Annotated in this window: 18 protein-coding genes; 8 read left to right on the top strand and 10 right to left on the bottom strand. The window is 71.5% G+C overall.

All coding sequences use genetic code 11. The features are described from left to right. Window positions 1-24 precede the first annotated feature (24 nt). Genes AVL59_RS07185 through AVL59_RS07170 form a run of 4 tightly spaced genes read right to left on the bottom strand, consistent with a single transcriptional unit; the run spans window position 25 to window position 4,700 of the window. Window positions 25-672 (bottom strand): GTP-binding protein, encoded by a 648-nt coding sequence (locus AVL59_RS07185; protein WP_067300490.1) that lies wholly within the window; start codon window positions 670-672, stop codon window positions 25-27. Further along, on the bottom strand, window positions 653-1,081 hold the full coding sequence (locus AVL59_RS07180) for a DUF742 domain-containing protein (protein WP_067300487.1): 429 nt from the start codon (window positions 1,079-1,081) through the stop codon (window positions 653-655). The genes AVL59_RS07185 and AVL59_RS07180 overlap by 20 nt, the downstream gene beginning before the upstream one ends. Continuing rightward, window positions 1,078-1,575: a roadblock/LC7 domain-containing protein gene (locus AVL59_RS07175; protein ID WP_067300484.1), complete on the bottom strand. Its 498-nt coding sequence runs from the start codon at window positions 1,573-1,575 to the stop codon at window positions 1,078-1,080. The genes AVL59_RS07180 and AVL59_RS07175 overlap by 4 nt, the downstream gene beginning before the upstream one ends. Next, window positions 1,572-4,700, bottom strand: a complete 3,129-nt coding sequence (locus AVL59_RS07170) for a nitrate- and nitrite sensing domain-containing protein (protein ID WP_208870327.1) — start codon at window positions 4,698-4,700, stop codon at window positions 1,572-1,574. Before AVL59_RS07170 ends, AVL59_RS07175 begins: the two co-directional genes overlap by 4 nt. A 384-nt stretch (window positions 4,701-5,084) precedes the next feature. Here AVL59_RS07170 and AVL59_RS07165 point away from each other — a divergent pair, with 384 nt between their 5' ends. After that, the gene (locus tag AVL59_RS07165) at window positions 5,085-5,876 is read left to right on the top strand and encodes a protein phosphatase 2C domain-containing protein (RefSeq protein ID WP_067300481.1); all 792 of its coding nucleotides are present in this window, start codon (window positions 5,085-5,087) and stop codon (window positions 5,874-5,876) included. Between the two features lie 19 nt (window positions 5,877-5,895). Here AVL59_RS07165 and AVL59_RS07160 read toward each other — a convergent pair whose 3' ends face one another. Then, window positions 5,896-6,387: a MarR family winged helix-turn-helix transcriptional regulator gene (locus tag AVL59_RS07160; RefSeq protein ID WP_067300478.1), complete on the bottom strand. Its 492-nt coding sequence runs from the start codon at window positions 6,385-6,387 to the stop codon at window positions 5,896-5,898. 233 nt (window positions 6,388-6,620) lie between these two features. Here AVL59_RS07160 and AVL59_RS07155 point away from each other — a divergent pair, with 233 nt between their 5' ends. Both AVL59_RS07155 and AVL59_RS07150 read left to right on the top strand, forming a co-directional pair. After that, window positions 6,621-7,445, top strand: a complete 825-nt coding sequence (locus AVL59_RS07155) for a lysozyme (protein ID WP_067300474.1) — start codon at window positions 6,621-6,623, stop codon at window positions 7,443-7,445. A 254-nt stretch (window positions 7,446-7,699) separates the two neighbouring features. Next, on the top strand, window positions 7,700-10,069 hold the full coding sequence (locus AVL59_RS07150; RefSeq protein ID WP_067316987.1) for a SpoIIE family protein phosphatase: 2,370 nt from the start codon (window positions 7,700-7,702) through the stop codon (window positions 10,067-10,069). A 15-nt stretch (window positions 10,070-10,084) separates the two neighbouring features. On the opposite strand, the gene AVL59_RS07145 is transcribed toward AVL59_RS07150, so the two are convergent. The 4 genes from AVL59_RS07145 to AVL59_RS07130 all read right to left on the bottom strand — a co-directional run bounded on the left by AVL59_RS07145 (window position 10,085) and on the right by AVL59_RS07130 (window position 15,306). Further along, complete coding sequence (locus tag AVL59_RS07145; RefSeq protein ID WP_067300472.1) at window positions 10,085-11,059, bottom strand: serine/threonine-protein kinase; 975 nt, start codon at window positions 11,057-11,059, stop codon at window positions 10,085-10,087. 117 nt (window positions 11,060-11,176) lie between these two features. Continuing rightward, the gene (lon, locus tag AVL59_RS07140; protein WP_067300470.1) at window positions 11,177-13,606 is read right to left on the bottom strand and encodes an endopeptidase La; all 2,430 of its coding nucleotides are present in this window, start codon (window positions 13,604-13,606) and stop codon (window positions 11,177-11,179) included. A 233-nt stretch (window positions 13,607-13,839) separates the two neighbouring features. Further along, a complete protein-coding gene (locus AVL59_RS07135; protein ID WP_067300467.1) occupies window positions 13,840-14,412 on the bottom strand; it encodes a TIGR03086 family metal-binding protein in 573 nt (190 codons plus the stop codon). 72 nt (window positions 14,413-14,484) lie between these two features. Continuing rightward, the gene (locus AVL59_RS07130) at window positions 14,485-15,306 is read right to left on the bottom strand and encodes a rhomboid-like protein (RefSeq protein ID WP_067300464.1); all 822 of its coding nucleotides are present in this window, start codon (window positions 15,304-15,306) and stop codon (window positions 14,485-14,487) included. 376 nt (window positions 15,307-15,682) lie between these two features. On the opposite strand from AVL59_RS07130, the gene AVL59_RS07125 reads away from it, so the two are divergent. The 4 genes from AVL59_RS07125 (at window position 15,683) to AVL59_RS07110 (ending at window position 22,426) form a co-directional block, all read left to right on the top strand. Then, the gene (locus AVL59_RS07125) at window positions 15,683-16,360 is read left to right on the top strand and encodes a spermine/spermidine synthase domain-containing protein (protein ID WP_067300461.1); all 678 of its coding nucleotides are present in this window, start codon (window positions 15,683-15,685) and stop codon (window positions 16,358-16,360) included. 109 nt (window positions 16,361-16,469) lie between these two features. After that, window positions 16,470-17,210 (top strand): response regulator transcription factor, encoded by a 741-nt coding sequence (locus tag AVL59_RS07120; protein WP_067300458.1) that lies wholly within the window; start codon window positions 16,470-16,472, stop codon window positions 17,208-17,210. Continuing rightward, on the top strand, window positions 17,207-18,328 hold the full coding sequence (locus AVL59_RS07115) for a HAMP domain-containing sensor histidine kinase (protein WP_099053015.1): 1,122 nt from the start codon (window positions 17,207-17,209) through the stop codon (window positions 18,326-18,328). The genes AVL59_RS07120 and AVL59_RS07115 overlap by 4 nt, the downstream gene beginning before the upstream one ends. Window positions 18,329-18,619: 291 nt before the next feature. Further along, complete coding sequence (locus tag AVL59_RS07110) at window positions 18,620-22,426, top strand: multifunctional oxoglutarate decarboxylase/oxoglutarate dehydrogenase thiamine pyrophosphate-binding subunit/dihydrolipoyllysine-residue succinyltransferase subunit (RefSeq protein ID WP_067300456.1); 3,807 nt, start codon at window positions 18,620-18,622, stop codon at window positions 22,424-22,426. An 83-nt stretch (window positions 22,427-22,509) separates the two neighbouring features. Here AVL59_RS07110 and AVL59_RS07105 read toward each other — a convergent pair whose 3' ends face one another. Next, window positions 22,510-22,689 (bottom strand): DUF6104 family protein, encoded by a 180-nt coding sequence (locus AVL59_RS07105; RefSeq protein ID WP_003992906.1) that lies wholly within the window; start codon window positions 22,687-22,689, stop codon window positions 22,510-22,512. Between the two features lie 264 nt (window positions 22,690-22,953). On the opposite strand from AVL59_RS07105, the gene AVL59_RS07100 reads away from it, so the two are divergent. Next, entirely contained in the window at window positions 22,954-23,898 is a 945-nt protein-coding gene (locus tag AVL59_RS07100; protein ID WP_067300453.1) for a DUF4097 family beta strand repeat-containing protein, read from the top strand. The last annotated feature ends 1 nt before the right edge of the window (window position 23,899 follow it).

Below are 23,899 nucleotides of genomic sequence, written 5' to 3'. Positions count from 1 at the left end.
GTGTTTCTCCTACGGGGCTGGGGACTACTCGGGGGTTTCGTCCAGCGCGTGACCCACCAGGGCCAGGAGGGTCTCGATCGCCGAGATCCGGCGCCGCGCGTCCATGATCATGACAGGGATGTGCGCGGGGATCGTCAGTGCCTCGCGCACGTCCTCCGGCTCGAACAGCTCGCTGCCGTCGAAGTGGTTGACCGCGACGACGTACGGCAGCCCGCAGCTCTCGAAGTAGTCCAGTGCGGGGAAACAGTCCTTCAGCCGGCGGGTGTCGGCGAGGACGACGGCGCCGATCGCGCCGCGCACCAGGTCGTCCCACATGAACCAGAACCGCTGCTGGCCCGGCGTGCCGAACAGGTAGAGCACCAGATCGTCGTCGAGCGTGAGGCGGCCGTAGTCCATGGCCACCGTGGTGGTCAGCTTGCCCGGTGTGGCGGAGAGGTCGTCGGTGCCCTCGCTCGCCTCGGTCATCAGCGCCTCGGTCTGCAGCGGCGTGATCTCCGAGACGGTCGTGACCAAGGTGGTCTTGCCGACGCCGAAGCCGCCCGCGACCACGATCTTCGTGGCGACGGGGGCCCGGTTGCGGTCCAGCTGCCAGGCCTTCAGGTCCTCGTCGGGCTCGGCGAAACCGGAGACGAGAGGGGTGACGCCGGTGACGTCAGAGACGGCGGAGTCCACTGAGCACCCTTTCCAGCAGAGCGCGGTCCGGGCGGCCGGTGCCGTGACCGGTCCCGGTGCCGTACACACGGATCTTTCCCTGGTCCGCGAGATCGCTCAGCAGGACGCGGACCACGCCGAGCGGCATTCTCAGCAGCGCGGCTATCTCGGCCACCGTGCGCATACGGCGGCACAGTTCGACGATGGCCCTCATCTCCGGCATGACCCGGGTCGTCGGAGAGCTGTTCGTCAGCTCCTTGCGCTCCTCGGGAGCCTCCAGCGCGGCCGTGCTGGACACGAACGTCTCCACGAGGAGAACGTGGCCGAAGCGGGTACGGCCACCGGTGAGCGAGTAGGGGCGGACGCGGGCGGGCTTGCGGTCGCCGCCGCGCACGGGGAGCTGCTGCCTGCCGGCAGCCGGGCCGCTCATCGGGCGCTCCGGGTCGACTCGGCCTCCATGGACTTCCGCAGCTCGCTGCGGAGTTCCGGGGTCAGGACGTGGCCGGCGCGGCCGACGAACAGTGCCATGTGGTACGCCACCACGCTCATGTCGCACTCCGCGGAGCCGTGTACGCCGAGCAGTGAGCCGTCGCTGATCGACATCACGAAGAGGCTGCCCTCGTCCATCGCGATCATCGTGTGCTTGACCCCGCCGAACTCCATCAGCCGGGCGGCGCCGACGGTGAGGCTGCCGATGCCGGAGACGATGGTGGCGAGGTCGGCGGAGGAGCCTCGGGGGCCCTTGGGGCGGCGCCTCTCCCTCGACTCCGCGGTGCGTGCGGGGTCGGAGGAGAGCAGGAGCAGGCCGTCGGAGGAGACGACCGCGACGGACTGGATGCCGGGTACTTCCTCGACCAGGTTGGTCAGCAGCCAGTGCAGATTGCGGGCTTCACTGCTCAGGCCGTAGGTACTGGGCGCGGTCAACTGCTTGCCTCCTCGGCTGTGCCCCCCGTGGCTGGTTCGGTGCGTGCTGAGATCTCTGCCTCTACGTCGCGGTAGCCGGCCTGGGCTCCTTGGCGGAAGCCGCCCAGTCTGCGGCGGAGGGCTTCCGCGTCCACGCCTGCGCTGCGCTGGCGGGGCGGGGCGGTGGGCGTGGTGATCCTGGGAGTGCGCTTGGGGAGGCCCTTGCTGGTGACCGCCTCGGCTTCGCCTTCGGCGTCTTCGCTCCCACCCGCACCACCCGTGCGGCTCTCGTCGCCGGGTGCGGGTGGCCCCTGTGGGGCGTCCCCGCCGTCGGCGACCGCGGCCTCCGTCAAGACCTCCGGAAGCAACAGCTCCATCGTGGTCTCGGCAAGGGTCTCCACGGGCTCCATCGCCGTCTCGGCGAAGAACTCCACCGGCTCCTTCACCGTCTCGGCGAAGGACTGCACCGGCTCCATCGCCGTCTCGGGGAAGGTCTCCGCCGGTTCCTTCGGCCGGGTCGGCGACTCCACCACGCCCAGCTCCGGGGCCTCCGCCCGGACGTGCGTCTCGGCCTCCCCGGGCTCCGGCCCGCCCAGACCCGCGTCGCTGTGCGTCCTGGCACCCCAGGACTCCAGCCCGTCCGGACCTGTGTCGGGGTGCGTCCCCGTGCGGTGGTCCAGCCCGGCCGCAGGCGCCTCGGCATGCGGCTCGCTGTTCCCGGACTCCGGGACATCCGCAACTGACTGGGCCCACGGCGCGGCGCTCTCGAAGTCCAGCCCGGCCACGCCGGCCTCTGCCTGCGGTGCGGTGCTGTCGAGGGGCGGCTCGGTGTCGGCGGGATCCGGCTGTGGTGTGTCGCCCTCGGGCTCCGGGGTGGTCCGTTCTGTCTCCGGGGCCTTGTTCTCCGCCTCGCGGGCCGTCTTCTCGGCCAGGGCCACCAAGGGGTCCCGGTGCTTCGGGCGGGGATGGAGGACGTTGGAGTTGGCCTCGGCGTCGGCGCCGGGGAGGGTGAAGGTCTGGGTGGTCTCGGAGAGGACGACGGCGGGCGGGGGCGTGACGGGTGCGGCCTCGGTGAGGAGGGGCTGGGGGAGGACGACGACCGCCGCCACTCCGCCCTGCTTCTGTGCGCGCAGCCGGACGCGGACGCCGTGGCGGTGGGCCAGGCGGGCCACGACGTACAGGCCGAGGCCGAGACCTGCCTCGCCCTCTTGGTCGTACGGCGACTCCGGATCGAACGCGGTCAGGCGGGAGTTGAGACGGTCGAGGCGGTCCGCCGCCATACCGATGCCCTCGTCCTGGACCGACAGCATCACCTCACCGCTCTCCAGCAGCCAGCCGGAGACCTCCACCGGCAGGTCCGGCGGGGAGAACGAGGTGGCGTTCTCCATGAGTTCGGCGAGGAGATGGGAGAGGTCGTCGGCCGCGAAGCCCGCCACGTGGGCGTGCGGGGGCAGGGCGGCGATGCGGACACGCTCGTAGCGCTCGATCTCGCTGACCGCCGCGCGGACCACGTCGACCAGCGGGACCGGGCCGTGGTGCTGCTGGACGTGCTCGGTGCCGGCGAGGACCAGGAGGTTCTCGCTGTGGCGGCGCATGACCGTGGCGAAGTGGTCGAGTTTGAAGAGCGTGGCCAGGCGGTCGGGGTCCTGTTCGCGCTCCTCCAGGCCCTCGATGACGGCCAGCTGGCGCTCGACCAGTCCCAGGGTGCGCAGCGCGAGGTTGACGAACGTGCCGCCGATGCTGGTGCGCAGCCGTTCGAGATGGGCGGCCGACGCATCGAGCTCGGCACGCAGTTCCTCGCGGGCGTCGGCCATCTTCTGCCGCTGGCCGACCAGGTGCTTGCGGTCGGTCTCCAGGGTGGTCACGCGCTCGTGCAGGGCGACGGCGTGCGTGTGCAGGGCGTTGACCGAGCGGACTACCTGGGCGAACTCGTCGTTGCGGCCGGTGAAGGTGATCGGCTCCTGGGCCGTCGGGTCCGCCGCCTCGGCCAGGCGGGCCGAGCCGCGCCGCAGGACGGAGAGCGGTCGGGTGAGGGTGCGGGCCATGGCGGTGGCGATGCCGACGGCGGCCAGCATCAGGGCGCCGAGGACGGCGATCCGGATCTCCAGGGCGGTGACGTCGTCGTCCCGGAGCTTTTCGAGGTCCTTGCCGCGGTGGTCGTAGAGGGCCGACTCCGCGCCCCGCATGAGGTCCACACGGGCGGACAGGGCCGCGTCCAGCTTCTTGGCGCTGGTGCCGGCCTCGCCGTCGGTGAACGTCGGCTGGTCGGTGAGGGACGCGAGGTACTGCTCGGCGGAGTTGACCTCGGGTCCGGTGACCGTGGAGTCGTAGGAGTCGACGGCCGCCTTGGGCGCGGTGTCCCGGAAGTCGGCGAGGGCCGCGTCGGCGCGCAGCCGGGCCTGCTGGGCGGCGGCGGTGAGCGCGTCGCGCTGCTTGCGGTCGGCCTCGCTCGGGGCGCTGGTCGTGGTGGGCAGGCCGGTGACGGGGTTGACCACCGTCCGGGTGGTGGCCGGGATGTTGAGCGCGGCAAGCAGCAGGCCCCGCGCGGCGGCGGACTGCTGGACGGCGGAGTCCAGTTCGGCGAGCGCGTGGACGCCCGAGCCGGCCCGCGGGGGCAGTTGCTCGGCCAGGTCGTCGGCGAGCCGGTGCAGCTCGGTGATCGTGGCGGAGTAGGCCTGGTGGGCCTGGAGCGCGTTCGTCTTGCCGGTGAGGGCGGCGCGGCGGACGGCGGAGATCCCGTCGAGGTCGCCGCGCAGCCCGGCCGGGGTGTCGCTCTCGGCGCGCAGGTCCTGGACCTGACGGTCGACCCGGGCGCTGCGCTGCTCGGAGGGGGCCTTGGACTTGGGCCGGCCGGCGGCGACGTAGGAGGTGACCTCGTCGCGCTCGTCGGCCAGCGAGTGGGCGAGCGCGATCGCGTCCTGGGTGCGGGCGGCCAGCGTCACCAGGTCCTGCGAGTCGCTCAGGTCCTGGGAGGCGGTCAGCAGCGCGGGTGCCCCCGCTCCGGCGATGGCCGCGGCCACCACGGCCACGGCGACGATCAGCCGGGTGCGCACATGGGTGCGACGGCCGCTGCCCACGGGGGTCTGCTCGGCGGCCCCCTCGGGGGCCGTCTGCCTGCCTGTGCGCCGAGGCCGCTTCTTCTGCACCGGTGCTCGCAATCCTGAACTCGTCTACCCGAGGGCCCGGGTGGCGCCCCGTGGTCTTGGTGCCAAGTGGTGCGTACACCCGGTTCGTACGGTTCCCGACCCTCCCAGCGCCGGTGGGCAGTGGTCGCGCATCACCTGACCCGCCACCCGAAGGAGTGAACATCGGAGGGGAGTTGGCGGGCAAGTTCCTCTGGCGCGTGCGGCGCCCCTGTACGGCGGGCCGGTTGGACGCGCGCGGCAGGCTTTGGCAGTATTCGCCACCACGCCTTCCCGGAGTGCCTCATTTACCCCCAAACCAGGCGCCTGACCAGGGGGAGCGTGCCAATTCGGCGGCGCTTGCCAGCCTTTGGCGGAGCCTGTGAAGGCATCGTGCAGACTGGCCGGATGCGCACTGATCTCGTTACGGAACCCGGCGACACGACCCGCCCCAACGAGGACTTCGCCGGTGTCGGACTACCCGCCTCCGGTCAGGGAGGTTGCGTGATCTTGCTGGACGGGGTGACACCGCCGCGGGACGGGGCGACGGGGTGTCTGCATTCCGTCCCCTGGTTCACCGCGCGGCTCGGCGGCACGTTGACCGAACTGACCGTTTCCGGCCGAGATCTGACACTCTCGGAGATCCTTGCGCGGGCGATCGCACGAACCGCCGAGACCCACGCTCAAACCTGTGAGCTTTCTCACCCACGCACCCCTCAGGCGACCGTCGTCCTGACCCGCTGGTCAGCAGACACCGTGGAGTACCTGGTCCTGTCCGACTCCACACTGCTCCTGCGCTCCCCCGACGGCACGGTCAGCGCCGTCCAGGACGACCGGCTCGCCCGCCTGCCCCGCTCCGCCCTGGCCACCGACGCCCTGATCGACGCCCGTCTACGCAACAAGGACGGCGGGTTCTTCACGGCCGCCGCCGACCCCGCGGTCGCCGCCCGCGCGGTGACCGGCGCCCTCCCCCGCCGCGAGGTGCGCGCCCTGGCCGCACTGACGGACGGTGCGACCCGCTGGACGGAGAAGTTCCACGAGGGCGACTGGACAGCCCTGTTCGACCTGGTCGCCAAGGAGGGCGCCCGCCGTCTGGTCGACCGGGTGAGGGAGCTGGAGACGGCGGACCGCGAGGAGCGGGCGTTCCTGGGCCGCAGCAAGACCCATGACGACGCCACGGTGGTGCACGTGGAGCTGTGACTCTTCCGGGAGGCTCGGCCTACTTCTCCATGACCCGGTTCAACTGGTTCAGCAGCCGGGCCAGTTCGGCCACCTCGCGGCGGTCCCAGTGGGCGAGCTGGCTGACGTAGCGGGCGCGGCGGGCCTCGCGGACCTTGCCGACGCGGAAGCGGCCCTCGTCGGTCAGGGTCACCAGCCAGGCGCGGCCGTCGGCCGGATCGGGCTCGCGGGCGATCAGGCCCAGCTCCTCCAGGGCGCGCAGCTGGCGGGACATGGTGGCCTTGCCGACGCCGATGTAGCCGGCGAGTTCCGTGGCGCGCTGGCCACCGAGTTCGTCGAGGCGGATGAGCAGGCCGTACGCGGCGGACTCCAGATCGGGGTGGACCTCGCGGGCCATCTCGCCCTGGTTGGCCCGGGCACGCCTGAGCAGCACGGTCAACTCGCGCTCCAGCGCCAGGAATTCCTGGTCTGCACCACTCGGTGTCACCTGAGCGGCGACATGATGTCGGTCGCCGTTCTCGTCCTCGTGCACGTCAGCACCCCTGATCGGTTTCGCGGTCCTGAAAGTTTCTGTCAAACGACGTCATTGCCGCAGCTCTGTAAGTATTTCGCAGGCGTAGACCAACGGCAGCATCCGGACCCCCTTCCCACGCCGTCATCTACGTGCGTAGCTTCTTTAGCAGGCAATGAATGGCATGCCCACGCCCATGTGGGTCATCCGTGGTTCCCCCCACCTCACTCCTCGGAACTCCTCGGAGGCACGTCATGCCCGTGCACAGACCCGGTTCCATCCGCCCGCGTCCCCTCGCCGTCCTCGCCGCGGCCCTGCTCGCCGCGCTCTCCTTCTCTCTTCCCCTCACCACCGCCCACGCCGCGACCACCCCCACCCGCGGCTCCGCCCGCATGGGCATGGGTGTCCTCGCCCACGACGGCCGAAGCGGCACCCCCAGCACCAGTGACGTCACCCAGACCGAGGGCGTCGACGTCTCCGCCTACCAGGGCAACGTCTCCTGGAGCACGCTGTGGAGCAGCGGCGTCCGCTGGGCGTACACGAAGGCCACGGAAGGCACGTACTACACCAACCCGTACTTCGCCCAGCAGTACAACGGCTCCTACAACGTCGGCATGATCCGCGGCGCGTACCACTTCGCGACGCCGAACACCACGAGCGGCGCCACCCAGGCCAACTACTTCGTCGACCACGGCGGCGGCTGGTCCCGGGACGGCAAGACCCTGCCCGGCGCGCTCGACATCGAGTGGAACCCCTACGGCGCCGCCTGCTACGGCAAGTCGGCCAGTGCGCTGGCCGGCTGGATCGCCGACTTCCTGAACACCTACAAGGCGCGTACCGGCCGGGACGCCGTGATCTACACGGCCTCCAGCTGGTGGACCCAGTGCACCGGCAACTACGGCGGTTTCGCCGCGAACAACCCGCTGTGGATCGCCCGCTACGCCTCGGATCCCGGGACGCTGCCCGCGGGATGGCCGTACTACACGATGTGGCAGTACACGTCCTCCGGCCCGACCGTCGGCGACCACGACAAGTTCAACGGGGCACTGGACCGGGTGCGGGCACTGGCCGACGGCTAGCTCGGCGCGCATCCGGCCGGGGGTCCGGCCCGCGGCCGGAGGCCGCTGTCGGCTGCGATGCCCCGGACAGGCACAGCGACAACGAGGCGCTGGACCGGGTGCGGGCACTCGTCGACGGCCGGCACCGAGGGTGTGTGTGCGGCGGCCGTCCGCTGCGGGCGGCCGCCGTTTCCGGGCGGATGCCTGCGTTGGTGCTCCGCGCCGCCCAGGACGATGCTGGTCGGGGGAGCCTGCTGAGCAAGGGCGAAATGGCGATGGAGCGACAGTCGACGTACACAGCCACGGCCACCATCGACGAGCAGGGCATCCTGACCGGCTGGAGCGAAGGCGCCCGGCGGCTGCTCGGCCACGAGGCCTCGCAGGTCGTCGGACGGCCCGCCGCCGCTCTGCTCGCCGCCGACGCCGGGGCGGTACGGCGGACCCTGGCCGCCCGGGACCGCTGGCACGGCACCGTACCGCTGCGGCACCGGGACGGCCGGTGTCTGGAGCTGGGACTGCTCGCCCACCGCCGGACCTCGCGCACCGGCGGCACCGACTGGCTCGTGGTGACCGCCGTCGCGGACCGGCCCCAGCCGCCCCGGGGCGAACCGCTGGAGGAATGGGCGTTCATCCAGTCCCCCTTCCCGCTGGCCGTCTTCGACGGCGAGCTGCGCCTGATCCGCGCCAACAGCCGCCTGGAACGGGCGCTCTCCCTGCCGGAGTCGGCGATGCGCGGGCTGCGCCTGCCGTACATCGTGCCCGGCCCCGCGAGCGAGGAGGCCGACCGGACGATGCGCCGGGTGCTGGAGAGCGGTGCGCCCCGGGAGGTCCAGGGCGGCCTCGGCCCGGACCTCGGCCCGTCCGCCGTCCTCACCCCGCTCAAGGACGGCACCGGCAGGGTGCGCGCCGTCTGCCTCGCCACGAACCGACGCGCCCAGGATTCCGCCGCCGAGCAGCGCCCTCCGGACGAGACGGACTCGCGCGCGGGCCCGGCCTCGGACCTCAGGGGGATCGCACGGGAACTCGCCGATGCCGTGGTCCCCCGGCTCGCCGACTTCATCGCCGTGGACCTGCTCGACTCCCCCCGGAACACGACCGGTCCGCCCGGCCCGTCCGACACCACGGCGAGCCCGGTCGTCCTGCGCCGCGCCGCGCTACGGACCGCCCGGGGCGGCGAGGGCTCCGAGGCCGGGGCCCGGGTGGGCGAGGCCGTCGCCTACGAGCCGGGTTCACCGCCGGCCGGCTGCCTGGTCTCGGGCCAGTCGGTCCTGTACGACGTCACGGATCCCGTGGTCGCGGGGTGGGCGGCCGTGGACCGGGCCGCCGCCTGGCTGCGCGCGTACGGCACTCACTCGCTGATGGTGGTGCCGATGCTCGCCGAGGGCTGCACGCTCGGGATCGCCCTGTTCGGCCGCCACCGGCGCCCGGAGCCGTTCGGCCCGGAGGATCTCCGGCTCGCCGAGGACCTCACGACGAGGGCGGCCGCCGGCCTGCACAGCGTCCGCCGGTACTCCCTGGCCCGCACCACCACCATGGCCCTGCAGCGCAGCCTGCTCCCGCACACCCTGCCCGCCCAGGACGCGCTGGAGATCGCCACCCGCTATCTGCCCGCCGCCGGCAAGGCCGGCGTGGGCGGCGACTGGTTCGATGTGATCCCGTTGTCCGGCGCCCGGGTGGCCCTCGTCGTCGGTGACGTCGTCGGCCACGGCATCCGCGCCTCCGCCACCATGGGCCGGCTGCGCACGGCGGTGCGGACGCTGGCCGACGTCGACCTGCCCGCCGACGAACTGCTCACCCACCTCGACGACCTCGTCCTGCGGCTGGCCGCCGACGAGGGCAGCGGGGACCCCGCCGCCGAGACCGCCGGCGGCATCGGCACCACCTGTCTGTACGCGGTCTACGACCCGGTCTCGTGCCGGTGCACGCTCGCCCGGGCCGGCCATCCGCCGCCCGCCGTGGTCACCCCCGACGGCGCCGTCCGCTTCCTCGACGTGCCCGCCGGCCCGCCCCTGGGGCTCGGCGGACTGCCCTTCGAGGCCTTCGAGACCGAACTGCCCGAGGGCAGCCTGCTCGCCCTCTACACCGACGGACTGCTCGAAGCCCGCGACCACGACATAGACGAGGCCCTGGACAAGCTGTTCGCCGCGCTGAGCCGCCCCGCGCCGACGCTGGACTCGGTGTGCGACCGGGTGCTCTCCGAGCTGCTGAGCCACCACCTCGACGACGACATCGCCCTGCTCGTCGCCCGCACCCGGGCGCTGCACGCCGACCGGGTCGCCGTGTGGGAGCTGGGCAGCGAGCTCACCGTGGTGGCCCGGGCCCGCAAGCACACGGGCGACCAGCTGGCCGCGTGGGGGCTGGACGAGGCCGCGTTCGCCACCGAGCTGATGGTCAGTGAGCTGGTCACCAACGCCATCCGCTACGGCCGGCCGCCCATCCGGCTGCGCCTCATCCACCGGGGCTCCGCCCTGATCTGCGAGGTCTACGACGCCAGCGGCACCACCCCGCACATGCGGCGCGCCCGGATCTTCGACGAAGGGGGCCGGGGCCTGCTCCTGGTCGCCCAGCTCGCCGAGCGCTGGGGCACCCGGCACGACCGCGTCGGCAAGACCGTGTGGGCCGAGCAGTCACTGCCTGTCGCCTGACAAAGACGCCCGGAATCACGCCGGTCCCCCGAGGACCGGGCCCGCCCAGGCCGGCGGGTCGGGCACCGGACCGGCGGCGGGGAGGGCGCCAGGCACGTGGGGATCCACCAGCGTCGGCGTGCGGCCGCGCGGGCCCGCCTCGGCCATGGCGGTGCGCAGCGCCGCGACGAACTCCAGGCAGGAGCCGTAACGGTCGTCCGGCGTCTTCGCCAGCGCCTTCCTCAGGACCTCGTCGGCGGCCGCCGGGATTCCGGGCCGCTCGACGCTCAGCGCGGGCGGCGGGTCGTACTGGTGGGCCCACAGCAGTTCGAGGTCGTCGTCCCGCCGGAAGGGCGGGGCGCCCGTGAGGGTCTCGTGGACGACACAGGCCATGCTGTAGAGATCGGATCTGCCGTCCACGGGGCGGCCCGTGATCCGCTCCGGCGCCACGTAGTCGAGGGTGCCGACGAACTCGCCCGCCCTGGTGAACCCGGTGAGCGACAGGGACTTCTTCGCGATCCCGAAGTCCGTGAGGTACACGTGCTCGGGGTGGTCGCCGTCGACGCCTCTGGCGACCAGGACGTTGGCGGGCTTGACGTCCCGGTGCACCAGATCGTGCTCGTGGGCGGCGTCGAGCGCGGACGCCAGCTGGCCGGCGATGCGCAGCGCGGCCGGCACCGGGAGCGGACCGTTCCGGTCCAGCAGGGCACGCAGGTCCTGCCCGGTGACGTAGCACATGGCGATGTACAGGATCCCGTCGGTCTCGCCGGCCTCGAAGACCGGCACGATGTGCGGGTGCTCGATGGCGGCGGCCACCCGGGACTCCTGGACGAAGCGGCGGCGGAAGGCGTCGTTGCGGGTGTACTCGGGGGCGAGCAGTTTGAGGGCGACGGTGCGGCCGAGACGCAGGTCCTTCGCGCGGTACACGACGGCCATGCCGCCTCGGCCCAGCTCGCCCTCCACCCGGTAGCCGGCGATCTCCGTCCCGATCAGGGCGGAGGGGTGCACCATCTGCCCGCTCACGCCCGAATTCTATCCAGTTGATCCATCCGCGCACCCGCGCACCGCATGGCGAAGGCCCGGGTCTCCCTCACGGGGCCCGGGCCTTGCCTCATCCGGCGGCGTCCGTCACGCCGCCACCGGAACCTCCGGCGCCGCGCCGTTGACGGCGGGCGCGAGCGCCAGCTCCAGGACCTGGCGGACGTCGGTCACGGTGTGGACGTCGAGCTTGTCCAGCACCTCGGCCGGGACGTCGTCCAGGTCGGGTTCGTTGCGCTTGGGGATGATCACGGTGGTCACCCCGGCACGCTGGGCGGCGAGCAGCTTCTGCTTCACGCCGCCGATGGGCAGGACGCGGCCGGTCAGCGAGACCTCGCCGGTCATCGCCACGTCCGTGCGCACCAGCCGCCCGGAGAGCAGGGAGGCGAGGGCCGTGGTCATCGTGACGCCCGCGCTCGGGCCGTCCTTGGGGACCGCGCCCGCCGGGAAGTGGATGTGCACGCCCCGGTCCTTCAGATCGGCCACCGGCAGCTCCAGTTCGGCACCGTGGCTGCGCAGGAAGCTCAGCGCGATCCGCGCGGACTCCTTCATCACATCGCCCAGCTGACCGGTCAGGGTCAGGCCGGCCCCGCCCGTCTCGGGGTCCGCGAGGGACGCCTCGACGAAGAGCACGTCGCCGCCGGCTCCGGTGACCGCGAGGCCGGTCGCCACGCCCGGGACGGACGTACGGCGCTCGGCCGGGTCCTGGGCGGACTCGGGCACGTGGTGCGGGCGCCCGATCAGCGCGCGCAGGTCCTCGTCACGGACGGTGAACGGCAACTCCCGCTCGCCGAGTTCGTGCTGGGCCGCGACCTTGCGCAGCAGCCGTGCGATGGACCGCTCCAGGGTGCGCACGCCCGCCTCGCGGGTGTACTCGCCGGCGAGCTTGCGCAGCGCGCCCTCGTCGATCGTGAGCTCGTCCTCGGCCAGGCCGGCCCGCTCCAGCTGGCGCGGCAGCAGGTGGTCCCGGGCGATGACGATCTTCTCGTCCTCGGTGTAGCCGTCCAGGCGGACGATCTCCATGCGGTCGGCCAGCGCCTCCGGGATGGCCTCCAGGACATTGGCGGTGGCGAGGAAGACCACGTCGGACAGGTCCAGCTCCACCTCCAGGTAGTGGTCCCGGAAGGTGTGGTTCTGCGCGGGGTCCAGCACCTCCAGCAGGGCCGCGGACGGGTCGCCGCGGAAGTCGGAGCCCACCTTGTCGATCTCGTCCAGCAGGACCACGGGGTTCATCGACCCCGCCTCCTTGATGGCACGCACGACACGGCCGGGCAGCGCGCCGACGTAGGTACGCCGGTGGCCGCGGATCTCCGCCTCGTCCCGGACGCCGCCGAGCGCGACCCGGACGAACTTGCGCCCCATGGCGTGCGCGACGCTCTCCCCCAGGCTGGTCTTTCCGACGCCGGGCGGCCCGACCAGGGCCAGCACGGCACCGCCGCGCCGTCCGCCGATGACGCCCAGCCCCCGGTCGCCGCGCCGCTTGCGCACGGCCAGGTACTCGGTGATGCGTTCCTTGACGTCCTCAAGGCCCGCGTGCTCGGCGTCCAGGATCGCCTTGGCGCCCTGGATGTCGTAGGCGGAGGCGCTGTCATCGGTCCGCTCGTTCCACGGCATCTCCAGGACCGTGTCCAGCCAGGTCCTGATCCAGGAGCCCTCGGGCGACTGGTCGGAGGCGCGCTCCAGCTTGTCGACCTCCTTCAGGGCGGCCTCGCGCACCTTCTCCGGCAGGTCGGCGGCCTCGACCCGGGCCCGGTAGTCGTCGGACTCCTCGCCCTCCTGCTCGCCGTTCAGCTCGCGCAGCTCCTTGCGCACGGCCTCCAGCTGGCGGCGCAGCAGGAACTCGCGCTGCTGCTTGTCGACGCCCTCCTGGACGTCCTTGGCGATGGTCTCGGCCACGTCCTGCTCGGCGAGATGGTCACGCAGCTGCTGCGCGGCGAGCTTGAGGCGGTCCACCGGGTCGGCGGTCTCCAGCAGTTCGACCTTCTGCTCGATGGTGAGGAAGGGCGAGTAGCCGGAGTTGTCGGCGAGCGCGGAGACGCCGTCGATGGCCTGGACACGGTCGACGACCTGCCAGGCGCCGCGCTTCTTCAGCCAGTTGGTGGCGAGGGCCTTGTACTCCTTGACGAGCTCGGCGACCTGGCCGGGCAGTGGTTCCGGCACGGTCTCCTCGACCCGCGCGCCCTCGACCCACAGCGCCGCGCCCGGACCCGTCGTACCGGCACCGATCCGCACCCGGCCGCGGCCGCGGATCAGGGCCCCCGGGTCACCGTCGGCCAGCCGGCCGACCTGCTCGACCGTACCGAGCACACCGGTCTTGGCGTAGGTGCCGTCGATGCGCGGCACCAGCAGGACCCTGGGCTTGCCCGGCTCGGACCGGGCGGCGGCCTGTGCGGCCTCCACCGCGGCGCGCACCTCGGCGTCGCTCAGATCCAGCGGAACCACCATCCCGGGCAGCACGACCTCGTCGTCGAGCGGCAGCACGGGCAGCACGAGCGTGAACGCCGTGGACTCAGCAGCCATGATCTCCCCTTAGGCAGTCAACTTGAGCTATGCCGACTCAATGCACGGCGCTCCGCTGTTGTTCCCAGGTCTTCGTTCGCTGTGAGCGATCAGGTGGTGACCGGTGTGTTTGCGCAGGCAGGGGCGCCTGAGGGGGATGGGGCGCGGATCGTGCGCGGGTGCGGGTCTCGCGTGGCCGGTCGCGCCCGCGCGGCGGAGCCGCATCTCGATACGGCCCCGCGCCTCGGGTCGGCTCAGCCGGCGCCGGCCGGGCGGCCGAGGAAGGCCAGCAGGCGGGTGTGCGGTGGGGCGTCCGCCGGTGCGGGAGTCTCCGGGCCGAAGAATCCCGGCGCCCGGAAGGAATCGAACCCGGGCGTGTTGCGCATCGCCGTCAGGAGGTGGTCGCACAGGTCCTCGTCCAGGAGGGACTGGGCGCCGGTGGCGACCGCGATGTCGGCTCCGTGGACACAGACCTCGGTGAGGTGGACCAGCGCCGCGAAGGGGCCCGGCAGCGCGCCGAACGAGAGGCGGACGGTGGCGTCCAGGGCGCCGGGCCGGGTCCAGGCCGCGAGGTCGGCCTCGGCCGCCGCCGCGTAGGCCGCCTCGGGGTCCTCGCCCAGCCAGTCGTCCTCGTGCGCGCGGCCCGGATCGGCACCGTTCAGCAGAGCCGCGACGATGTGCATGCCGCCCACCACGTGGTTGAGGACGGTGTGGACATCCCACGGCGCACAGGGCGTCGCGGTCCTCCACCCGGTGTCGCTCACGCCGTTCACGACGCGGCCGGTGACCTCCACCGCCCGTTCGATCCGTGCCACCACACCGGTCATGACGACCTCCCCGTTCCCCGGCCGTGACCCCGTGCCGCGGCCGGGTTCATCGCTACACCATCGGCGGGGCGTTCACACGGAAACAGGGGAAAGCGCCGGAAGCCGCCAGCTCCGTACCAGCGGCCAGCCGGCGACGCCGAGGCCGAGGGCGATCAGATGACCCCAGTTGGTCATCGGGTCCTGGAAGGCGATCAGGTCGTTCACGAGCATGCCCGCGGCCAGGGCGAGCACGGGCCAGCGGACCCAGGGGGTGAGCAGGCCGGCCAGGGCGCCGACGCTGGCGGCGACGCCGAAGCTGATGCCGTAGTCCAGGCGGTGCAGCGAGGTGGTGGGCAGATGGCCGAACAGGACCGCGAGGCCCACCGGCACCTCGGTCGCGAGGGTGGCCAGAACATGCCCGGTCAGAAAGACACAGGCCGCCCGTGCCCCGCCTATCCGCCGCTCCAGCGCGGTCAGCACCAGCACGAAGGCGACCGCGTACGGCGAGAGGACCCCGCCCGCGATCCACAGCGCGCTCGCCAGCAGCACCAGCACGGGCGTGCGCACCAGGTGGGCGACGTCGGTGCTGGAGTCCTGGTACAGCGCGTACATGAGGCCGGGTGCGGCGTAGGCGGCGATCAGGGAGGTGACGGCGAGGACGGCCGTGTAGGCGAACGTGAACGGCGTGCGGACGGGGCCGGGCAGCAGGTGCCAGGGCCGGAAGGAGAAGCGGGTCCTGGCCGGGGCCGGCGCGGCGGCGGCCGGGGCCGGGGCCGGAACGGCCGGGGCGGGCAGCTCGCGTTGGCGTGGGACACCGTCGAGCAGTCCGGCGACGTCCGGCAGGGAACCGGTGGGAAAAGGCGTGCCCAGGGGCGGGGACGCGGCCGTCGCAGGGCCGGTCACGATCCGTTCCACGTGAGGCGCTCCTTCCGTTGCGCCCCACCCTTCGTGTTCCCGGGGCCGCTGTCTATGACCGACGCCACGCGAGAGCGGATTCATAGCAACCTCAGAACGTCCTTACGCGTCCGGCCGGGCCCGGTCCACGACCGCGGCGGGCCCACCTCCCGGGCGTGCGCGGCCTGTTGTCCGGGGACCGACCGCCGACGGGACGCGCGCCGCCGCACGGCCGTTCGGCCCACCGGCGCGGAGCGCGAGGCGCACGGAGACGGCGCGCGCCGCGGCGGCCCCGGCGCGCGGCACCGACCGGACCGTCCTTCACGATCCCCCCGTCCCCCTCTCCTTCTCCGTGAATTCCCGTGAACCCCACTCTCCGTTCCACCAAGATGGGTGCATGACTGCCGCGTACGACTCTCCCGTGGTCCTGGACCGTCGCGAAGGCCCGTACGGAGAGGTGGTGCTGCGCAGGCACGGTGCCCTGTTGCAGATCATCGCCAACGGCTGCTTCCTGATGGACACGTCCGACGGACGCTCGGAGCAGCTGCTGGTCGACGCCGCGCACGACGCACTGGACGGGCGTCCGGCGCCGGATGTGCTGATCGGAGGGCTGGGCGTGGGATTCTCGCTTGCACATGCGACGGCGGACCGCAGATGGGGGCGGATCACGGTCGTCGAGCGCGAGCCCGCCGTCATCGACTGGCACCGGACCGGCCCCCTGGCGGAGCTGTCCCGCGGCGCGTTCGCCGATCCGCGGACCGAGATCGTCGAAATGGATCTCGTGACCTACGTCAATGAGACATCTGACACGTTCGACGCCCTGTGTCTCGATATCGACAACGGGCCCGCCTGGACCGTCACCGAGGGCAACGACGGCCTCTACGCGCCGGGCGGACTCGCCTCCTGCGCAAGGGTGTTGAGACCCGGCGGGGTATTGGCGGTATGGTCGGCCGAGCCCTCTCCGGAATTTGAAGGATCCTTGCGGAATGCCGGGTTCCGGCAGGTGCGTACCGAAGAGGTGGCCGTTGCCCGGGGCGTTCCGGACGCCGTGCACCTCGCCGTCCGCCCTGGATAGCGACGGCACGGTGAGTCCCCGTAATGTGCTGCCCTGACGCGGATCATTCAAGCGTCAATCGCAGTCATGGGATCACCCCACTGGTTCCGGAAAGCAACAGGGGCGGGCGATGGAGCAGACACACACCTCCCAGAGCGGCGCGGCCACGAACACCCAGGGCGCACAGCGCCGGGTGCTGGTCGTCGAGGACGACCCCACGATCGTCGATGCCATCGCGGCCCGGCTGCGCGCCGAGGGTTTCCTCGTGCAGACCGCGTCCGACGGTCCGGCCGCGGTCGACACGGCCGAGGCCTGGCAGCCCGACCTGCTCATCCTCGACATCATGCTGCCGGGCTTCGACGGACTCGAAGTGTGCCGACGGGTGCAGGCGCAGCGGCCGGTGCCGGTGCTGATGCTCACCGCCCGGGACGACGAGACCGACATGCTGGTCGGGCTCGGCGTCGGCGCCGACGACTACATGACCAAGCCGTTCTCGATGCGCGAGCTGGCCGCGCGGGTGCACGTCCTGCTGCGGCGCGTGGAGCGCGCGGTCGTCGCCGCGTCCACGCCCCGCTCCGGCATCCTGCGGCTCGGCGAGCTGGAGATCGACCACGCACAGCGCCGGGTCCGGGTGAAGTCCGAGGACGTCCACCTGACGCCGACCGAGTTCGACCTGCTGGTGTGCCTGGCGAACACCCCGCGCGCGGTGCTCTCCCGTGAGCAGCTGCTGGCCGAGGTGTGGGACTGGGCGGACGCCTCCGGCACCCGGACCGTCGACAGCCACATCAAGGCGCTGCGCCGGAAGATCGGCGCCGAGCGGATCCGCACCGTGCACGGTGTGGGCTACGCGCTGGAGACACCGACGCCATGATCGAGGGGCGGGAGGCCGCACGGAGGAGCCCCGGGACCCTCGGAGAGGACCCCTGGGGCGGCGTACGGCCGTTCTCGATCAAGACCAAGCTGGGCACGCTGGTCGTCATCTCGGTGCTGATCACCACCGGTCTGTCGATGATCGCGGTGCACACCAAGACGGAGCTCCGCTTCATCACGGTCTTCTCGATGATCGCCACACTCCTGATTACGCAGTTCGTGGCGCATTCACTCACCTCGCCGCTGGACGAGATGAACGCGGTGGCCCGCTCGATCGCGCAGGGCGACTACACACGCCGCGTACGCGAGAACCGCCGCGACGAGCTGGGCGACCTGGCCCAGACGATCAACGTCATGGCCGACGAGCTGGAAGCACAGGACCAGCAGCGAAAAGAGCTGGTGGCGAACGTCTCGCACGAGCTGCGCACTCCGATCGCGGGGCTGCGCGCGGTGCTGGAGAACATCGTCGACGGGGTCACCGAGGCCGACCCGGAGACCATGCGGACGGCCCTCAAGCAGACCGAGCGGCTCGGCCGCCTGGTGGAGACCCTGCTGGACCTTTCCCGGCTCGACAACGGCGTCGTACCGCTGAAGATGCGCCGCTTCGAGGTGTGGCCGTACCTCTCGGGCGTGCTGAAGGAGGCCAACATGGTCGCCTCCGCGCGCGCGGGCATAGCGTCCGGATCCGGCAGCCACACGCGTACGGACGTCCATCTGCACCTCGACGTGTCCCCGCCGGAGCTCACCGCGCACGCGGACCCGGAGCGCATCCACCAGGTCGTCGCCAACCTGATCGACAACGCCGTCAAGCACAGCCCGCCGCACGGGCGCGTGACCGTGAAGGCGCGGCGCGGGCCGCAGCCGGAGTCCCTGGTGCTGGAGGTCCTGGACGAGGGCCCCGGAATCCCCCGGTCCGACTGGCACCGGGTGTTCGAGCGGTTCAACCGCGGCGCGGTGACCCGGCCGCACGGGCCGGGCAGCGACGGCGGTACGGGGCTCGGCCTGGCGATCGCCCGCTGGGCGGTGGATCTGCACGGCGGCCGGATCGGCGTGGCCGAATCCGACCGGGGCTGCCGGATCATCGTCACTCTCCCGGGACTGACTTCCGTCCCAGGTTGACGTAAAGTCCGAACCGGAGCCACAAGATCCACAGACGTCCGCGCAGTCGGACACGTGTGATCAGGGACAGGCCCGGGTCGCCGTCGCGCCGGGCCCCGCTCGGCGATCCCACACACCTCGGCACACATGCGGAACCACGCTTGTTTCCCGCCATATCAAGCCCTGAAACAAGATTTCTGATGTGACTTACGCGACGATGAACCGGCCTGACCTGACCTTCACGCTCTTGGGGGCGTAGCCTTTATTTCCGCTGTCCATCACCTTGTGAAGCGGAAGAGGGCGGTTGCCGCCGTGTCGCCACAGTCCCCCAGTAACTCGAGCATCTCGACCGATGACCAAGCCGGGAAGAACCCCGCTGCTGCGTTCGGTCCCAACGAGTGGCTCGTCGACGAGATCTATCAGCAGTACCTCCAGGACCCGAATTCGGTAGACCGTGCCTGGTGGGACTTCTTCGCCGATTACAAGCCGGGTGCGCCGGCTGCGGCCGCGGGGGCCGCAGAGACCGCCACCACGGCTCCGCAGGCCCAGCCCGCGGCTCCGGCGGCCCCGGCACCGGCGGCCCCGGCACCGGCTCCCGCGGCTCCGAAGCCCGCGGCGGCCGCTCCGGCCCCGGCGCCCGCGAAGGCTCCCGCTCCCGCCCCGGCCAAGCCGGCGACGCCCGCACAGGCGCCCGCTCAGCCGAAGGCGAAGGCCGCGCCCGCCGCACCCGCCGCCGCGGCGGCCCCGGAGGGCCCCGAGCTGATCACGCTGCGCGGCCCGGCCGCCGCGGTCGCGAAGAACATGAACGCCTCCCTGGAGCTGCCGACGGCCACCTCGGTCCGCGCGGTCCCGGTGAAGCTGCTGTTCGACAACCGGATCGTCATCAACAACCACCTGAAGCGCGCCCGGGGCGGGAAGATCTCCTTCACGCACCTGATCGGCTTCGCGATGGTGCAGGCCATCAAGGCCATGCCGTCGATGAACTGGTCGTTCGGCGAGAAGGACGGCAAGCCGACCCTCGTCAAGCCGGCGCACGTCAACCTCGGCCTGGCCATCGACCTGGTCAAGCCGAACGGTGACCGCCAGCTCGTCGTGGCCGCCATCAAGAAGGCCGAGACGCTGAACTTCTTCGAGTTCTGGCAGGCCTACGAGGACATCGTCCGCCGCGCCCGCGACGGCAAGCTGACGATGGACGACTTCACCGGTGTCACGGTCTCCCTGACCAACCCCGGCGGCCTCGGCACCGTCCACTCCGTGCCGCGGCTGATGCCCGGCCAGTCCGTGATCATGGGCGTCGGCTCCATGGACTACCCGGCGGAGTTCCAGGGCACCAGCCAGGACACCCTGAACAAGCTCGGCATCTCGAAGGTCATGACGCTCACGTCGACCTACGACCACCGGGTGATCCAGGGCGCCGCCTCCGGCGAGTTCCTGCGCCAGGTCTCGAACCTGCTGCTGGGCGAGAACGGCTTCTACGACGACATCTTCAAGGCGCTGCGCATCCCCTACGAGCCGGTCCGCTGGCTCAAGGACATCGACGCCTCGCACGACGACGACGTCACCAAGGCCGCCCGCGTCTTCGAGCTGATCCACTCCTACCGGGTCCGCGGCCACGTCATGGCCGACACCGACCCGCTGGAGTACCGCCAGCGCAAGCACCCCGACCTGGACATCACCGAGCACGGCCTCACCCTGTGGGACCTGGAGCGCGAGTTCGCCGTCGGCGGCTTCTCCGGCAAGTCCCTGATGAAGCTGCGCGACATCCTCGGTGTCCTGCGCGACTCGTACTGCCGCACCATCGGCATCGAGTTCATGCACATCCAGGACCCCAAGCAGCGCAAGTGGATCCAGGACCGCGTCGAGCGCCCGCACACCAAGCCGGAGCGCGAGGAGCAGCTGCGCATCCTGCGCCGGCTGAACGCCGCCGAGGCCTTCGAAACCTTCCTGCAGACGAAGTACGTCGGCCAGAAGCGCTTCTCGCTGGAGGGCGGCGAATCCGTCATCCCGCTGCTTGACGCGGTCATCGACAGCGCCGCCGAGTCGCGCCTGGACGAGGTCGTCATCGGCATGGCCCACCGCGGCCGTCTGAACGTCCTCGCCAACATCGTCGGCAAGTCGTACGCGCAGATCTTCCGCGAGTTCGAGGGCAACCTCGACCCGAAGTCGATGCACGGCTCCGGCGACGTGAAGTACCACCTGGGCGCCCAGGGCACCTTCACCGGCCTGGACGGCGAGCAGATCACGGTCTCGCTGGCCGCCAACCCGTCCCACCTGGAGACGGTCGACCCGGTCATCGAGGGCATCGCCCGCGCCAAGCAGGACATCATCAACAAGGGCGGCACGGACTTCACCGTCCTGCCGGTCGCGCTGCACGGCGACGCGGCCTTCGCGGGCCAGGGCGTGGTGGCCGAGACCCTGAACATGTCGCAGCTGCGCGGCTACCGCACCGGCGGCACGGTCCACATCGTCATCAACAACCAGGTCGGCTTCACCGCGGCCCCCGAGTCCTCGCGTTCCTCCATGTACGCGACGGACGTGGCCCGCATGATCGAGGCCCCGATCTTCCACGTGAACGGCGACGACCCGGAGGCCGTGGTCCGCGTCGCGCGGCTCGCCTTCGAGTTCCGCCAGGCGTTCAACAAGGACGTGGTGATCGACCTCATCTGCTACCGCCGCCGCGGTCACAACGAGTCGGACAACCCGGCCTTCACCCAGCCGCTGATGTACGACCTGATCGACAAGAAGCGCTCGGTGCGCAAGCTCTACACCGAGTCCCTGATCGGTCGCGGCGACATCACCCTGGAAGAGGCCGAGCAGGCGCTGCAGGACTACCAGGGCCAGCTGGAGAAGGTCTTCACCGAGGTCCGCGAGGCCACGTCCCAGCCGACCGCCGCAGACGTCCAGGCGCCGCAGGACGGCTTCCCGGTCGCGGTCCCGACCGCGATCTCCTCGGAGGTCGTCAAGCGCATCGCCGAGTCCCAGGTCAACATCCCCGACCAGTTCACCGTCCACCCGCGTCTGCTGCCGCAGCTGCAGCGCCGGACGACGATGGTCGAGGACGGCACGATCGACTGGGGCATGGGCGAGACCCTGGCCGTCGGCTCCCTGCTGCTGGAGGGCACCCCGGTCCGCCTGTCCGGCCAGGACTCCCAGCGCGGCACCTTCGGCCAGCGCCACGCGGTCCTCATCGACCGCGAGACGGGCGAGGAGTTCACGCCGCTGATGTACCTCGCCGAGGAGCAGGCGCGGTACAACGTCTACAACTCCCTCCTGTCCGAGTACGCGGTCATGGGCTTCGAGTACGGCTACTCGCTGGCCCGTCCCGACGCGCTCGTGATGTGGGAGGCGCAGTTCGGCGACTTCGTCAACGGTGCGCAGACGGTGGTCGACGAGTACATCTCGGCGGCGGAGCAGAAGTGGGGCCAGACGTCCGGCGTCACCCTCCTCCTCCCGCACGGCTACGAGGGCCAGGGCCCGGACCACTCCTCGGCCCGTGTCGAGCGCTTCCTGCAGCTCTGCGCGCAGAACAACATGACGGTCGCGATGCCCACGCTCCCGTCGAACTACTTCCACCTCCTGCGCTGGCAGGTGCACAACCCGCACCACAAGCCGCTGATCGTCTTCACCCCGAAGTCGATGCTGCGTCTGAAGGCGGCGGCCTCGAAGGCGGAGGAGTTCACGAGCGGCGAGTTCCGCCCGGTCATCGGCGACGCGTCGATCACCGACGCGGCGGCCGTGAAGAAGGTCGTCTTCTGCGCGGGCAAGGTCTACTACGACCTGGAGGCCGAGCGTCAGAAGCGCGGCGCCACGGACACGGCGATCATCCGCCTCGAGCGTCTGTACCCGCTGCCGGGTGCGGAGATCCAGGCGGAGGTCAACAAGTACCCGAACGCCGAGAAGTACCTGTGGGTCCAGGAGGAGCCGGCGAACCAGGGTGCCTGGCCGTTCATCGCGCTCAACCTGATCGACCACCTGGACCTGGCGGTCGGCCCGGACGTCCCGCACGGCGAGCGTCTGCGGCGCATCTCGCGTCCGCACGGTTCGTCCCCGGCCGTGGGCTCCGCCAAGCGCCACCAGGCCGAGCAGGAGCAGCTGGTGCGTGAGGTGTTCGAGGCGTAAGGCCTCCGGCACCGCACACGAAAGGGCCCGGCCCCGAGTTCGCAGGAACTCGGGGCCGGGCCCTTTTCGCGCGGTCGGCGGAGTTACTCGTCGTCTTCGTCGTCGAGGCGGGCGAGCCAGGTCGCGAGCCGCTCGACGGGCACCTCGAAGTCCGGGTTGAGATCCACGAACGTGCGCAGCTGCTCGGCAAGCCACTCGAAGGTGACCTCTTCCTCGCCGCGCCGCTTCTCCAACTCCTCGATACCGCGGTCGGTGAAGTACATGAGCTGCCTCTCCTGCGTATACGTCCATGCGGATGAAGAATCCAGGGACAGCCTATGCGCACTCGCGCCACCGAGGGGCCGCCGCGGCACCGCGTCCGACCGCACCCCACCCCACCCGGCCGCGGGCCGTCGAAGCGACCCGGCCCCCGCCCTCCCCACGAAAGGGTGTCTTGACTTTCCGTGACCACGATATATCGTGTTTCACAGAAGACGCGATATGGCGTGTCGCGGCGTCGCGGCCGCGTCCGGTCGAGGAGGTCCCCCATGCCCGAGTGGTCCGTCGCCGAGCCCCGAAAGCTCACCTTCGAAGCCCCCGTGAGCGACCTCCACGTACGCATCGTCGACGGAACAGTCAACGTCGTGGGCACGGACGAGGGTTCCGCCCGCCTGGAGGTCTCGGAGATCGACGGCCCGCCCCTGACCGTCACACAGCAGGGCGGCACCCTCACCGTGGCCTACGACGACCTGCCCTGGAAGGGCTTCCTGAAGTGGCTCGACCGCAAGGGCTGGCGGCGCGGCGCCGTCGTCTCCCTCGCGGTCCCCGCCGACACGCGGGTGGAGGTCGGCGTGGTCAGCGCCGGCGCGGTCGTCTCCGGCATCAGCGGCCCCTCGGCGGTCAAGGGCGTCAGCGGCGACACGACCCTCGTGGGCCTCTCCGGCCCGGTCCGCGCCGACACCGTGTCCGGGAACCTGGAGGCCCAGGCCGTCACGGGCGACCTGCGGTTCCACTCGATCTCGGGCGACCTGACCGTGGTCGAGGGCTCGGGCTCGTCGGTCCACGCCGACTCCCTCAGCGGCTCCATGATCATCGACCTTGACCCGGACGGCCCCACCGATGTCCAGCTGACCAGCGTCTCCGGCGAGATCGCGATCCGCATGCCGCACCCGGCGGACGCCGACGTGGAGGCGAACACCGCGAGCGGCACGATCTCCAACGCCTTCGACGGCCTGCGGGTGCACGGCCAGTGGGGCGCCCACAAGATCACCGGCCGGCTCGGCGCGGGCAACGGCAGGCTCAGAGCCACCACGATCTCCGGCTCCATCGCCCTGCTGCGCCGCCCACCGGGGGAGGACGAGAAGGACACCCCGTGGGAGACGGAGCCCCCCGTCGGCGCCGAGGCCCGCCCGGGGGACAATTCCGTCTCCGGCCAGGACGCCGACGCCACCGGCGCCCGGGCCGACGGTACGACCGACAAGAAGGTGCTCTGAC

It is taken from the genome of Streptomyces griseochromogenes, from assembly GCF_001542625.1.
In the GTDB taxonomy this organism is placed as follows: domain Bacteria; phylum Actinomycetota; class Actinomycetes; order Streptomycetales; family Streptomycetaceae; genus Streptomyces; species Streptomyces griseochromogenes.
Note: the sequence above shows the minus strand (reverse complement) of the source record. Positions and strands in the feature narration are given on the sequence as shown.

Excerpts from the sequence above, each read along its gene's own strand:
- AVL59_RS07115 (WP_099053015.1), top strand. The coding sequence starts at position 17,207 with ATGATCGAGGGGCGGGAGGCCGCACGGAGGAGCCCCGGGACCCTCGGA.
- AVL59_RS07180 (WP_067300487.1), bottom strand. The coding sequence starts at position 1,081 with ATGAGCGGCCCGGCTGCCGGCAGGCAGCAGCTCCCCGTGCGCGGCGGC.
- AVL59_RS07150 (WP_067316987.1), top strand. The coding sequence starts at position 7,700 with ATGGAGCGACAGTCGACGTACACAGCCACGGCCACCATCGACGAGCAG.
- AVL59_RS07105 (WP_003992906.1), bottom strand. The coding sequence starts at position 22,689 with ATGTACTTCACCGACCGCGGTATCGAGGAGTTGGAGAAGCGGCGCGGC.
- AVL59_RS07125 (WP_067300461.1), top strand. The coding sequence starts at position 15,683 with ATGACTGCCGCGTACGACTCTCCCGTGGTCCTGGACCGTCGCGAAGGC.
- lon (WP_067300470.1), bottom strand. The coding sequence starts at position 13,606 with ATGGCTGCTGAGTCCACGGCGTTCACGCTCGTGCTGCCCGTGCTGCCG.
- AVL59_RS07165 (WP_067300481.1), top strand. The coding sequence starts at position 5,085 with ATGCGCACTGATCTCGTTACGGAACCCGGCGACACGACCCGCCCCAAC.
- AVL59_RS07145 (WP_067300472.1), bottom strand. The coding sequence starts at position 11,059 with ATGGTGCACCCCTCCGCCCTGATCGGGACGGAGATCGCCGGCTACCGG.
- AVL59_RS07135 (WP_067300467.1), bottom strand. The coding sequence starts at position 14,412 with ATGACCGGTGTGGTGGCACGGATCGAACGGGCGGTGGAGGTCACCGGC.
- AVL59_RS07100 (WP_067300453.1), top strand. The coding sequence starts at position 22,954 with ATGCCCGAGTGGTCCGTCGCCGAGCCCCGAAAGCTCACCTTCGAAGCC.
- AVL59_RS07155 (WP_067300474.1), top strand. The coding sequence starts at position 6,621 with ATGCCCGTGCACAGACCCGGTTCCATCCGCCCGCGTCCCCTCGCCGTC.
- AVL59_RS07120 (WP_067300458.1), top strand. The coding sequence starts at position 16,470 with ATGGAGCAGACACACACCTCCCAGAGCGGCGCGGCCACGAACACCCAG.